This window comes from Planktothrix pseudagardhii, from assembly GCF_904830925.1.
GTDB classification, from domain to species: Bacteria; Cyanobacteriota; Cyanobacteriia; order Cyanobacteriales; family Microcoleaceae; genus Planktothrix; species Planktothrix tepida.
Genome location: NZ_LR882967.1, coordinates 2,786,734 through 2,801,339 on the forward strand (window position 1 = coordinate 2,786,734; position 14,606 = coordinate 2,801,339).

Below are 14,606 nucleotides of genomic sequence, written 5' to 3' on the forward strand. Positions count from 1 at the left end.
TTTCTCAATTCTTTGTCAGTATCGTCAAAATACAGCAGTCAAATTAACAACAACTACCCAGCAAATCATGGAGATGGTTGGTCAAATTCCAGAGGAAAAATTTCACATTACCCTAGCAGGAGAGATCGTCTCTGTTCGCTTACCAGAACGTTTAAGTGTGTTAGAGGCGGTTTCCTTTAAAACGACCTGTCAGGATGTTATTTCTCTCAATCCTCCGCCGAAAAAAATTATTTTGGATTTTAGCCAGACTATATTTATTGATAGTAGTGGAATTGGTGCACTGATTAGCAATCTAAAAACAACAAAAGCCAAAGGGATTGAGTTAATTTTAAAATCCGTTGGCTCTCAAGTAATGGCTGTTTTTTCCCTCACTTCCCTCGACCAAGTGTTAACTATTGAACCTCCGAGTGCGAACGAACAACCCAAGGAGAAAACAAGAGGGGAAAATCGCCTTCCGGTCACTCATCCTTCAATTAGGTCTTGGTTGAAGCGATTCATTGATGTTGTGGGTGCGCTTGTGGGTTTAGGAATTACATCAATCTTAGCAGTTCCGATTATTCTGGCGATTCGTTTAGATAGTCCGGGGCCGATTTTCTTTGGTCAAGTGCGTTGTGGTTGGATGGGAAAACGGTTTCGCATTTGGAAATTTCGGTCTATGTGTACTGATGCAGAAGCACTGAAAGATAAAATTCCCAATCAAGCAAAAGGGGCTATTTTTAAGAATGATAATGACCCTCGAATTACCAAAGTGGGTCAGTTTTTACGGCGAACCAGTTTAGATGAATTACCGCAATTTTGGAATGTTTTAAAGGGTGAAATGAGTTTAGTGGGTACTCGTCCGCCTACACCGGATGAGGTGGAACGTTATGAAGTTCCTCAATGGCAAAGATTAGATGTTAAGCCGGGAATGACGGGAGAATGGCAAGTAAATGGTCGCTCTCAAGTTAAAAATTTTGAGGATATTATTCGTTTAGATTTGAAGTATCAAGAAAATTGGAGTTTAATATACGACATGAAGTTAATTGCCAAAACTATAATGGTTGTATTCAAGAAAAATAGCGGTGCTATGTAGAGAATTGATGAGTAATGAAGCGCTACTAGCACAATCTAATCTTCAGGTGAAAACCTCCTTAACCGCCTTAGAAGATGTGTTAAAGTGGTTTGACAGAATCACCTCTACTTTTCTGCCTTCAGATATTTTTCATAAGTGTCAAATTGCTTTAACCGAAGGTTTTACAAACGCTGTGCGCCATGCTCATCGTACCTTACCTGAAACGACACCTATTGAGTTAGAAGTTAAGGTTTTTTCCCCCTGGATTGAAATGCGAATTTGGGACTGGGGAGAACCTTTTAACTTAGAAAAAGCCCTAGAGATGATGAGTGAAATGCACGCTGACCCGTTAGAACATGAAGGCGGACGAGGACTGATTTTTATGTCTAAATTAACGGATGAATTGTATTATACACGGTTAGATGATCAACGCAATTGTTTGGTGATGAGAAAACAAATTTATTAGAGGGAACAGGGAATTACGAATTACGAATTACGAATTACGAATTACGAATAGGGAATCATTTAATATCTGGTCAAGGTTAATGATTTTTCCCATATCCTCCACCCCCAGGAGTTTCAATTACAAAAGTATCATGAATATTCATTTCAACGGTGGCGGTACTGTTTAATTCTTCTCTAGTTTTATCGTTGCGAATTACATAATTTTTACCGACTAAACCGGGTTGTCCGCCGTTTAACCCAAAGGGGGGAATAATGCGATGTTCTGATAATATTGCTGCGGTCATGGGTTCTAAGAATTGAACTTTTCTAATAATCCCATTCCCGCCTTTAAATTGTCCTAAACCGCCACTATTTTCTCGTATGCTAAACTCTTCTAATAATACCGGATAACGCCATTCTAATACTTCTGGGTCAGTTAAACGGGAATTAGTCATGTGGGTATGAACGGCATCAGTTCCATGATAATTGATTCCCGCACCGGAACCTCCACAAATGGTTTCATAATATTGATAATTTTTGTTACCAAAGGTGAAGTTATTCATTGTTCCTTGAGACGCTGACATCACGTTTAATGCACCATATAACGCATCAACTATCGCTTGAGACGTTTCCACATTTCCCGCAACCACAGCCGCCGGATAATGGGGGTTTAAAAAGCAGCCTTCAGGGATAATAATTTCTAAGGGTTTTAGACAACCTGCATTCAGAGGAATATTATCGTCTACTAAGGTTCTAAATACATATAAAACGGCGGCTTTACAAATAGATTTGGGAGCGTTAAAATTACTGGTTAATTGTTCAGATGTTCCGGTAAAATCGATTGTAGCGTTACGGTTATTTTTATCAATTTGAATACTAACTTTAATCACCCCGCCATTATCCATTTGATAAGTAAACTCACCATCGGTTAACACATCAATTGCTCGACGAACGGATTCTTCGGCATTATCCTGAACATATTGCATATAAGTTTTAACCGTATTTAAGCCATATTTAGTGACCATTTTTTGCAGTTCTTGAACGCCTTTTTCATTTGCTGCAATTTGCGCTTGTAAATCAGCAATATTTGTGGCAGGATTTCGGGCTGGGTATTTTCCTGATGTTAATAAATTTAAGAGTTCTGTTTCTAAAAAATTCCCTTGTTTAACCAATTGAATATTATCAATTAAAATCCCTTCTTCCTCAATATGGGTACTATTAGGAGGCATTGAACCCGGTGTTATTCCCCCAATATCCGCTTGATGTCCCCGTGAAGCGACATAAAATAATATCTGTTTCCCAGAATTATTAAAAACAGGGGTAATGACGGTGACATCGGGTAAATGAGTGCCACCATTATAGGGATTATTTAATAGATAAACATCCCCAGGTTTTAGGGTTTCTCCTTTCGCAGCAATTAAACTTTCAACACTTTCACCCATTGACCCTAAATGAACGGGAATATGGGGTGCATTAGCCACTAATTGCCCATTTTGATCAAAAATCGCACAGGAGAAATCGAGGCGTTCTTTAATATTAACAGAACTGGCGGTATTTTGCAACGTAATTCCCATTTGTTCTGCAATAAATTGAAATAGATTTTTAAAGATTTCTAATTTTACAGGGTCAGCTTTAATTTCCCGATTTTCTCTGACTAAGGGAGAGTTAATACAATCAGTTCGTTTTAAAATCAAATGATTTTTTGATGTTAATTCTGCTTGCCATCCGGGTTCAATAATATTCGTGCCAATGGATTCTATAATCATAGCAGGGCCGTTAATAATATCTCCAGGTTGTAAATCATCTCTTTCAAAAATAGGGGTATTTTGCCATTGATTATTAGTATATATAGGAACTGTTGCGATCGCTGTAGGAGGTTGAGTGCGAGTTCGGGTTAATATCGGTTCTTCGGAAGTATCCATTTTTTGAATAATTTCAATATTAATGGATTCAACAATTAAGTTTTTTTCGGGTTTAATAAATCCGTAGCGGGTTTGATGTTGTTGTTCAAATTGTTGTTTTAAAGTCATTAACACAGAATCATAAAAATTAGCCTCTCTTTCTCCCCCCTTACTAAGGGGGGTAGGGGGGATCAAATTAACCGATAATATAGAATCTGTTCCCTCATATTTGAGATTAAGCTTCAGAATTATCTCTATTTTTGAGTCTGGATTTTCTAATTCTGTTTTTGCTTCCGTTTCTAACTCTAAAAAACTAGCTTCTAACTCAGAAATTAAATTTCCGGTTAATGGTTTTTCTATCGCTTTTTCTCGTAATATTCTAACATCTGCTAACCCCATGCCATAAGCCGATAAAACTCCAGCGTAGGGATGAATAAAAATTTGTTTAATTCCTAATGTATTGGCTATTAAACAAGCGTGTTGACCCCCTGCACCGCCAAAACAACAAAGGGTATAATTAGAAACATCATAACCCCGTTGTAGGGATATTTTTTTAATCGCATTTGCCATATTTTCAACAGCAATAGTTATAAATCCGGTAGCGACTTCTTCCGGTGTTTTGTTATCTTCCGTTTGGGTTTGAATTTCTATTGCTAATTCAGTAAATTTTTGGCGAACAATTTCAGAATCTAAGAGCAAATCACCATTTTTTCCAAATACTTTTGGGAAGAATTGGGGCTGAATTTTCCCTAACATTACATTAGCATCCGTAACGGTTAACGGCCCTCCTAAACGATAACAAGCTGGCCCAGGATTAGCGCCTGCGGACTCTGGCCCAACGCGATATCTTGACCCATCAAAGGTTAAAATTGAACCGCCTCCCGCCGCGACGGTATGAATAGCCATCATCGGAGTTCGCATTCTAACTCCCGCTATTTCTGTTTCAAATTGGCGTTCATATTCGCCATTAAAATGGGCGACGTCGGTGGATGTTCCGCCCATATCGAAAGTAATAATATTCTGAAATCCGGCTTTTAAACTGGTTTGAACTGCCCCAACAATTCCCCCGGCTGGCCCTGATAATATACTATCTTTTCCTTGGAATTTTTGGGCATTGGTTAAGCCGCCATTGGATTGCATAAACATTAATTTAATGGGATTTAGTTTGACCTCTCCCCCAGCCCCTCTCCTGCGAGGAGAGGGGGGAAGAATTTTTGAGATTACATCTCTAATCTTAAAAAGATTTCTTACTCCCCATTCCCTTGCAGGGAAGGGGGCTGGGGGGTTAGGTCGTAGCAATTTCTCAGGATTAAAATTTAGAGGAGAGGGGGGAAGAATTCTTAATATTAAATCTCTAATATTAAAAAGATTTCTTACTCCCCATTCCCTTGCAGGGAAGGGGGCGGGGGGGTTAGGTCGTAGCAATTTCTCAGGATTAAAATTTAGAGGAGAGGGGGGAAGAATTCTTAATATTAAATCTCTAATCTTAAAAAGATCTCTTACTCCCCCTTCCCTCGCAGGGAAGGGGGCTGGGGGGTTAGGTCGCAATTTCTCAGCGTCACAATTTAATTGAGATGCAACTTGATTAATATAACGTTTTAAAATAGGCGATAAATAGGCATCAACAACGGTGGTATCCCCTCGGCTAACTAATTTCATTAATGGGCTAATTTGATGGGAAACGGAAATTTGAGTAAAGCCGATTTCTTGGGCTAATGTGGCGATTTGTTGTTCGTGGTGGGGATAGCGATAACCGTGCATTAAAACAATGGCACAGCTTCTAATTCCGGTTTGATAAGCTTGTTCTAATTGGGGTTTTAATAGTGCTAAATTAACGGGGGTTAATTCTTCGCCTTGGGCGGTATAACGTTCTTCAACTTCTATGACTTGTTCATAGAGCATTTCGGGTAAAATAATCTGACGGGCAAAAATATCGGGGCGATTTTGATAGCCAATTCTTAACGCATCTTTGAAACCTTTTGTTATAATTAATAAAGTGCGATCGCCTTTTCGTTCTAATAAGGCATTCGTCGCAACGGTGGTTCCCATTTTCACTTCGGAAATTAATTCACTGGGAATGGGTTGATGGGGGGATAAGTCTAATATTTCTCGTATCCCTTGAATGACTGCATCGGGATAACGTTGGGGATTTTCTGATAATAATTTATGGGTGATTAAACTTCCATCGGGTTTGCGGGCAACAATATCGGTAAACGTGCCGCCTCGGTCAATCCAAAATTGATAGGTTGTAGCGTTGGGTTGGGGTGTGGAAGTCATAATCAATTCAATCGAAATCAAAAAGTTTCTCTAAAGAATAATCCGTTGAATGGCAACAATAGATTGGATTATTCTCCAGCTTGTTCTAGTAAATATTTTACTAAATCATCTGATAACCACAAACCAGAATTTTTTAATAATTGAATGGCGACAGTCATAGAATCCAGAAAACCCTTTTGTTTAGCAAATAATAATAACCCTGCTGTACCAACCAACGGTATATTTAAAGTACGGGCAACTCGTCTCCCTGCTGCATCATCAATAATTGCACGATAACCTTTATTTTCCCAGGCAAAACTTAATACCTCAGTTTCACCTGGATCTAATCCCCATGCGGTAATTGTAGGAGACACAGAGACTAAATCAACTTTTTTAGCCCAGGTCATTTGAGGAAGTTGCTGAGAGGGTAGATCGTTTTTACCTGCTTCTGCCACTTCTGACCAAACTGCATTAGGAATAATAATTTCTTGACAAACTTGGGGGAGTATATTAATTAATTGACTTTTGAATAAAACCATTAAAGGTGAACTATTAATCACTACTTTTTGCATTAATACTCGCTAACTCCTCAGTAATATCTTCAGGGGTATATTGAAACGGTGAAACGTGATAACGGGAGAGAAGATTAATAAATTCTAACCGAGTTAGACCTGCAATTTCTGCCGCTTTCCCTTGGGAAATTTCCCCTAGTTCATACCATTTAACTGCCGCAGCAATTCTCATTTCTTTGCCTAATTCTTCAGGATCTTTCCGCAATGCAGAAAAAACGCTTTCAGGGAGTTGGATTGATACTGTCTGCATCATAGCCTTTATCCTTTAAGGTTTCCAATTTTATTATAAGCTGTTAAGCATCTAAATTTCGATAAAAGTCCTGAACTAAAGTTCGGGCTGTAGAGACGTTGCATGCAACGTCTCTACGTTATCTTGATTTTATTAACCCGTTAAAACGGGTTTTTGCTTTCGTGCGGTGAAATTTATTTCAAGGCTTAGAATTCTGCTTCACCGTCACCCCATCACACAAACGTCTATCCTCCTCACTCACACTCGAACTATTCTCCAGATAATCCTTCATCCACTCACAAGCCGATACCATTAATTGATCTAAATCAAAATTCCACAGATTGATATCATCATTACCGGAAGCGAGGGTTTGACCGTCTGGACTCCAACTCACACTCTCGACCTGATCTTGAGTACCCTGGAGGGTGTGCAACAGCTGGCCGTCTTTGCTCCACAGCTTGATAGTCTTGTCATCACTACCGGAAGCGAGGGTTTGACCGTCGGGACTCCAACTCACACTCTCGACCATGAACTCATGACCCCTGAGAGTGTGCAACAGCTGGCCGTCTTTGCTCCACAGCTTGATGGTGTTGTCCTCACTACCGGAAGCGAGGGTTTGGCCGTCGGGACTCCAACTCACACTCATGACCAAATCCTGATGACCCTGGAGGGTGTGCAACAGCTGGCCGTCTTTGCTCCACAGGTTGATGGTCTTGTCCCAACTACCGGAAGCGAGGGTTTGACCGTCGGGACTCCAACTCACACTATAGACATCACTCTCATGACCCTGGAGGGTCTGCAACAACTGGCCGTCTTTGTTCCACAGCTTGATGGTCTTGTCCAAACCACCGGAAGCGAGGGTTTGACTGTCGGGACTCCAACTCACACTCTCGACCCCGAACTCATCACCCTGGAGGGTGTGCAACAGTTTTCCGTCTTTGTTCCACAGCTTAATGGTGTCGTCAGCACTACCAGAAGCCAGGGTTTGGCCATCGGGACTCCAACTCACACTCTCGACCGCATCCTGATGACCCTGGAGAGTCTGCAACTCCTTGCCGTCTTTGTTCCACAGTTCGATGGTCTTGTGTATACTGCCGGAAGCGAGGGTTTGGCCGTTGGGACTCCAACTCACAGTCTGGACACCAGTTACATAACCCTCGACGGTAGTTAACTCCTTGCCGTTTTTGTTCCACAGCTTGATGGTGTCATAACTGCTAGAAGCGAGGGTTTGGCTGTCGGGACTCCAACTCACACTCTCGACCGAATTCTGATGACCCTGGAGAGTCTGCAACAGCTTGCCGTCTTTGCTCCACAGGTTGATGGTGTTGTCCCAACTACCAGAAGCCAGGGTTTGGCCATCGGGACTCCAACTCACACTCCCGACATCATTCTTATGGCCCTGGAGGGTGTGCAACAGCTGGCCGTCTTTGTTCCACAGCTTAATGGTGTCGTCAGCACTACCAGAAGCCAGGGTTTGGCCGTCGGGACTCCAACTCACGCTCATGACCCCGAACTCATGACCCTGGAGGGTGTGCAACAGCTTGCCCTGTTTGTTCCACAGCTTGATGGTGCCAAGACTGCCAGAAGCCAGGGTTTGACCGTCGGGACTCCAACTGACACTCTCGACATCATTCTTATGGCCCTGGAGGGTGTGCAACAGTTTGCCGTCTTTGCTCCACAGCCAGATGACGGAATGATTGTTAGAAGCCAGGGTTTGGCCGTCAGGACTCCAACTTACATTACCCGAATACTGATCGAGGGTATGCAACAGCTTGCCGTCTTTATTCCACAGCTTGATGGTGCCAGAACTGCCAGAAGCCAGGGTTTGACCGTCGGGACTCCAACTCACACTCCAGACCGAACTCTCATGACCCTGGAGAGTCTGCAACAGTTGACCCTGTTTGTTCCACAGCTTGATGGTGTTGTCCTGACTACCGGAAGCGAGGGTTTGACCATCGGGACTCCAACTCACACTCTTGACTATATCCTGATGAGCTATCCAGCTATTATGCTCTTTTACCCCATACAACATCTGATGAAGGGTGATAGCGGTTTGCAGACGGGTATTATTTTTATTCCAAACAGAAGGATCTAATTTTTTGAGTTGTTTAGCTGCGGTTAAGGCTTCTTTTAAGGCTAATAATCCTTGACCCTGACTGAATAATTCCCGTGCAGAAGAAGCTTTTAACCGGACTTCTGTGGCGGCTAAAGTTAACTTTGCTTCTCTGACTGCAATCATAACTCCAACGAAAGAAACGAAAGCAACGGCAAAGGCGACACCAGAAATCAGCCCGATTAAACTAGCTCGTTGTTTAGCTTTTGATAAAATTTCATAAGCTTTTTGTTTGGCATCTAATTCCGCTTGCATCGCCCGTTTATCTAACTCTTCACTGGCTGCTAAATATTGATAATCTTCACTACTCAGGCTTTTTTCCTCTGCCCATTTTTTCGCTTCTTTTAACGCTTCCCCCTGCAATAACCGCGACTCATCCTGACGTCCTGACTTTTCCCAAGCACTAAACGCTTCTGCATAAGGTCGTAAATCTGCTAAGGCTGTTTCTACCCAAGTTAAATTAAAAACTTTTGCATAAATTTGATTATAAACGTTGAGTTTTCCCTGATGCTTTACCACTAATCCCGATAGCCGCAACATCACTTGATCAGAGTTATCTTCCGCAGCAATTCCCTGTTGTTGTAAGATTTGTTGATAGAGTCCGAGAAGTCGTCCCGTGCGTTGATGTCCTGAACGTAGAATCCGATCTCGAATTGTTCTTAAATGTTCAGGAGTGTCCTGTCCTTCCCAGTTGGTAATAATTCGGTCTTGAACTAAATTTTCCACCCATTCTGTCTCTTGATTTAAGGGAATTTTCTGCTCCGTTTCTCGAATTAATTTACAGAGTTTTTGGGTTAAAAACGGTTGTCCTCCCGTCCAATATAAGACCGCTTCTAATACCTTTTCGGGGTTATCAGTTTGAGCCATAAATCCATCAGCGAGGCGATGAGATTCTGTTAACTGAAATCCGGTTAATTCTATTCCCCGACCAATATTAAAGGGGGTGCGTCGTTTATCTTGAATTAAATCCGGTGGCGTTGTTACCCCTAATAACGCAAAGGTTAACCGTTGATAAATCGGTTGATCTGCTCGATGATTATAACACTCTCGAATTAAGGCAAAAAAGTCATCAATTTTAAACGGTAAACTTAAAATACTATCAATTTCATCAATAAAAATCACAATCGGTTTTGTAATAAATTTGAGAAGAATGTCTTCTAAAAACCTTCCAAACCGTTGAGTAAAGGATAAATGTTGATGATTTTCCCACCATTCCTCCGAGTCAAATTTCGTATATAATTCTAAGCTATTACTAATTTCTTCAATCATCCCTCGATACCACTGTTCGGGGGTAATTTCTAAAGTTCCAATGGCGGTAATATCAATCGCCACACAAGCATATCCTTCCTCGTCTAACCGCCGCCTGGTTTGAACTCTTAAACTGGATTTTCCCATCTGACGACAGTTGAGAACATAACAAAATTCTCCCTGTTTTAATGCGTTGTAAAATTCCTGATCAGCTACTCTTTTAATATAGGTGGGAGCATCAACAGGAAGACTCCCCCCGACTTGATAATCATAGCGAAATTGGGGATGATTATTCATCATTATACCCCCAAGCGATCGCTAAAATACAGCCGATAAAGATTACACAACGGAATCACATCATTTCCCCGAAATTTAACTAAACCCATACTTCTCAGTTTAAAGCCTAAATTGCCTTCTAACCGCACAGGATTCTCAGAAGCAACAACTCTTTTCATCGCCTTAGCTAATTCTCCATCATTTTGATTTAAGTTGAATAAAAGACGACGTAAATGATCACTATATAACCCTTCTTCTGTTGGAGAAATTTTAATAAATTCTTCTAAAGTTAAACGCGATCGCGCCATTTCATACAACGCTTTTCTGACTAAATACGGGTGTCCATCTACCATTCCCATTAAACTGTCTATTTCTAAATTTGACCAGCTTAAACCATGTCGTTTGACTAAATCTGTAACTTGTTCTACCGTTAATTCCGGTAATTCAATCGGTAAACCGACATTAAAGGGAGATTGATTAATATTTAAGGGAATATAAACTTCTTTAGAATGGGCAATTACCAGCCGTAAACGTTGCCATACAGGTTCATTTTTGCCCTTTTCGTGCCAAGTTCGCAGTAACGCAAAAAATTCTTGAGCAATTTCAAGATGTTGAAATACCTGATCGACTTCATCTAATCCCAGGGTTAAGGGTTGAGAAATTGTTGTCAATAAATACCGTTGAAAATAGTTACTACATTTGGTTTTACTCCCTAAACCTCCTTTCCAAAAATCCGATAATTTATCCTCTAATTCTAACCCATTGGCAACATTAGCACAAAATCCCTGTAAAAACAAATCAAGACTATTGAGAGAATCATGATCAAATTCTTGAAAATTCAGATAGGCGGTTTGATGTTGCTGTTGTTTAGCGGTGTTAAGAATACGCTGCATTAAAGAAGTTTTTCCCATCTGTCGGGGAGCTTTAATTCTAATTAATGCTCCTGTTTTTAAGATGGTTTCATAACAATCTGCTTCAATGGGAGGACGTTCAATATAAAGGGGAGAATCTAAACTCACTGATCCTTCAGGACTATCTAAAATATCAGAAAAATTCGTTATTGTTGCGGAGGATATTTTCGATAAACCAGGTTTTTTAATGCTCGGAGATTCTAAATCATCTTGTCGTTTAATAATCGGGTTTAGTCCCTCATTAATTCCTGCCATACTAATACTCGTACAGCCTGATTTATAAGCAAAATCATAGTCTTTTCCCGCTCCTAAAGCATCATAAAATCCCATTGCAAATGCAATAGCAGCTTGATCACTCACTGCCTGTTTCATCCCAATTACATGAGGAATATACTTAACAATAGCTTGGGCTTGAACTTCCGAATAACAAGCATTTAAAACCACACATTCTATCTGTTCTTTAAACAGTTCAAATAAACGCCCTAACGCCTCAGCACTCACCAGTTTGACTTGTCCCTGTTCATCTTCTAACTCTAACCCACCCTTTCCGACTCCATGACCCGAAAAGTGAATAATTTCAGGGTTTAAGTCTAAGATAGCACGCTGCATATCTTTCGGTGTGACTGCGGATCTTTTCTCTAACTTAAATTTTGATCTTTTTTGAGATCGTTTTAATCCTTCTTCAATTTCTCTAACTTCTTTATCTAAACGTAACTGGCAAGAAAATTCAGGATTTGCGGCTAAAAATAAAATCGTTTTCTTCCTGCGACTGGCACTACTCATCAATAAAACTCCTACTATACACACGATACGAGGTGAAAAATTCTCAATTTCCTGCGATTGAGTTTGATTTTAAACCCTATTGCCCCAACCGAGGAAAGTCTGTCATTTTTACAAAACAAAAAACCCGTCCTAGAAGAGCTTGCCCTGAGTCCAGTTCTCAGCTTTGTCGAAGGGACAGGGCTTTAAACCTAATTTTTTCGGTAAATTGAAGAGGGGGTAGGGTTTAGCCTGTGGGGTTTAGGGGAACAAGAGGGGGGTAGACTTTGTAAATTTCTTCTTGCTTTAGTTGGAGGATTGGCTTAAGATCTGCCATGATTTTATCAGGTTTTCTGTTTTCAACAGACCTGCTCGTTTACAATGGCTTAATCTCCTCTGACAGCAGGACAAACCTTAAAAATTACTCCCTTTGAGTCAGGGAATTGTCAATGTAAACTCGACTTCGGTTTGTTCAGTACGGTCACAGGTTCTCAGACTAGCTTGGGAAGTGAGCCTGATATTCAGCAACTGACTTCCAAGTCCGAGCTAGGCTGAATTCGCGATTATGAGGAAACGGTGAAGGAATGACGACACCCCAATTTGATCAAACCCGCTTATCTCCATCGGAATTCTCTGAGGAGGTTTCGAGTTCTTCACCCTCGGAGAACATCTCAGAAACTACTGTAGAGGAAAAGCAAACTGTCCAGAAACGAATTCCCTTGAAACTTCCGCCTTGGTTTTGGGGCTGGCCGTTTCTGTGGTTGATTATTTTCTTGGGGTTTGGAACACTGGGGACGGGGGCTCTGCTGTGGTTATTAACCATGCCTCCAGCGCCAAATTGTGAAGAAATCTCCCCCTTATCTCCCGATAGTGAACGGTTATATTGTGCTGATCTCGCTACAAAGTCGGGCAAAATAGAACCGTTACGTCAAGCCTTTACCTTAATTGCCAGTTGGCCCGCAGACCACCCGCTTCAGGGACTCGCGCAACAAAAAATGGAACAATGGTCACGGGCCTTAATTGAAATTGCCAAGCAAAAAATTGATAGTAATGGAGATTTAAACGCAGCCTTAGCCATTGTTAATATTGTTCCGAAAAATACCCCGGCTTATGAACAGGTGGAAATTGCCATAGAGGGCTGGAAAAATAATTGGGATCAAGGGCAAAAAATTTATGATAAAGCCCTGAAAGCCATGCAAGATTTAGATTGGACACAAGCTTTTGGATATGCCCAAGCGTTATCAAAATTAAATAATACCCATTGGAGTGAAAAGCGGTTTAATGAAATTATGGATCGCTTAAGTTTGGAACGTCAAGGCAATCAACGCTTGAATGAAGCCCGTGAGTTAGCCAAGGAAAATACTCCCGAAAAATTAGCCGAAGCGATCGCTTTAGCCAACAAAATTGATAAAAAACTTTATATTCAAGCTGGGGCGGTCAAAGAAATTAAAAATTGGAGTCGCTCTTTACTGGATTTAGCCGTTAAAGAATTAAAAGAAAAAAAGATAGAGGGTTTCACAGATATTGCCAGTTTGGTTCCCCACTATTCGCCTTTGTATGCAGAATCCCAAAATTTGATTTTAATGGGTCAAATTAAAGCCCTCAGTTGGAATCAAACCAATAGTCAACCGATTTGGCAACAAATGGCGGTTCTTTGGGAAGGACAAGCGGCTCTGGATCAAATGGGAAATAATCGTCCTCCCTATCCAGAAGCGCAAGTTAAACCAGAGGAGGTTTCACAACAGATTCAAGATCTGCTCAATTTGCAGTTGGCTACAGTCGTGGCGAATATTGATCATCCTTTTACATTACAACTGGCAATTGATCAAGCCCAGATGATTACGCCTCAACAACCTCGACGAGTTCACGCTCAAACCTTAGTCGCCCATTGGCGTAAGGAAATTCAACGATTAGAAGATCAGCCCTACCTGGCTTTAGCTCGACGGTTAGCCCAAACAGAAACCCTAGATGGGTTTGAAACGGCTGTGCAGCAAGCTCGTCAAGTTGGGTTGGGAAGTCCGTTACGGGTTGAAGCTCAAACATTAATTGCTGAATGGACAAAACGGATTGAAATTATTGAGGATCAACCGCTTCTGAATGAAGCCTTAGCCTTAGCAAAACAGGGAAATCTGAGTGCTGCGATTGATAAAGCCTCTAAAATTAACTCAGGTCGAGCGTTGTATCAGCCAGCACGGGATAAAATTTCCGCTTGGGTGGCGCAAGTACAAACGACAGAAGATCGACCGATTTTGAATCGCGCTTATGATTTGGCTGGAAAGGGAAATCTCAGTGGCGCTATTGCTGAAGCTTCGCAAATTCGATACGGTCGGGCGTTATATTCTGAAGCTCAAGGGGCGATTGCTGGCTGGGCTTCGGAACGCGATGCAGCCATTGCTGCACAACAAGAACCTGTAGAAGAAGCTCGTCCTGTCTCTCAAACAGATTCCTACTATAATGATTCCGGTTATGCCAGCGATAGTGGTAATTCTAATTATTCGGAACCTTCCTATTCTGGCGATAGTGGTAATTCTAATTATTCAGAACCTTCCTATTCCAACGATAGCGGAGGTTATGACTCAACGGTAGCCCCAGATTCCGGTTATTCAGATTATCCTCCCGCACCCGCAGAACCTCCCCCAGCACCGGAACCTGAACCCGAACCTGCGGCTGCTGCGCCGGAACCTGCACCCGAACCTGCACCCGAACCTGCGCCGGAACCTGCACCCGAACCTGCACCTCCCGCGGCATCAGAACCTAGCCCCAGTGATGGAAATAATGCACCTAATCCTAATTTATTTTTAGAATAGGTAGGTTAGAGGCTGTCTTTAGAATTTAAACGCCGATTT

General features: G+C 41.5%; 8 protein-coding genes. 3 read left to right on the forward strand and 5 right to left on the reverse strand.

Features of this window, described 5'->3' with window-relative positions; all coding sequences use genetic code 11:
• Positions 1-73: 73 nt before the first annotated feature.
• Complete coding sequence (locus tag NMK36_RS11825) at positions 74-1,072, forward strand: sugar transferase (protein WP_254173777.1); 999 nt, start codon at positions 74-76, stop codon at positions 1,070-1,072.
• Between the two features lie 7 nt (positions 1,073-1,079).
• A complete protein-coding gene (locus NMK36_RS11830; protein ID WP_193870642.1) occupies positions 1,080-1,517 on the forward strand; it encodes an ATP-binding protein in 438 nt (145 codons plus the stop codon).
• Positions 1,518-1,593: 76 nt separating this feature from the next.
• On the opposite strand, the gene NMK36_RS11835 is transcribed toward NMK36_RS11830, so the two are convergent.
• The 5 genes from NMK36_RS11835 to NMK36_RS11855 form a co-directional block, all read right to left on the reverse strand.
• Entirely contained in the window at positions 1,594-5,673 is a 4,080-nt protein-coding gene (locus NMK36_RS11835; protein WP_254173778.1) for a hydantoinase B/oxoprolinase family protein, read from the reverse strand.
• A 68-nt stretch (positions 5,674-5,741) separates the two neighbouring features.
• Entirely contained in the window at positions 5,742-6,224 is a 483-nt protein-coding gene (locus NMK36_RS11840; protein WP_254173779.1) for a DUF3368 domain-containing protein, read from the reverse strand.
• Complete coding sequence (locus NMK36_RS11845; RefSeq protein ID WP_254173780.1) at positions 6,205-6,477, reverse strand: UPF0175 family protein; 273 nt, start codon at positions 6,475-6,477, stop codon at positions 6,205-6,207. Before NMK36_RS11845 ends, NMK36_RS11840 begins: the two co-directional genes overlap by 20 nt.
• A gap of 175 nt (positions 6,478-6,652) precedes the next feature.
• Positions 6,653-10,114: an AAA-like domain-containing protein gene (locus tag NMK36_RS11850; protein ID WP_254173781.1), complete on the reverse strand. Its 3,462-nt coding sequence runs from the start codon at positions 10,112-10,114 to the stop codon at positions 6,653-6,655.
• Positions 10,114-11,784 (reverse strand): AAA-like domain-containing protein, encoded by a 1,671-nt coding sequence (locus tag NMK36_RS11855; protein WP_254173782.1) that lies wholly within the window; start codon positions 11,782-11,784, stop codon positions 10,114-10,116. The genes NMK36_RS11850 and NMK36_RS11855 overlap by 1 nt, the downstream gene beginning before the upstream one ends.
• Positions 11,785-12,344: 560 nt before the next feature.
• Here NMK36_RS11855 and NMK36_RS11860 point away from each other — a divergent pair.
• Positions 12,345-14,567, forward strand: a complete 2,223-nt coding sequence (locus tag NMK36_RS11860; protein ID WP_254173783.1) for a hypothetical protein — start codon at positions 12,345-12,347, stop codon at positions 14,565-14,567.
• Positions 14,568-14,606: the final 39 nt, after the last annotated feature.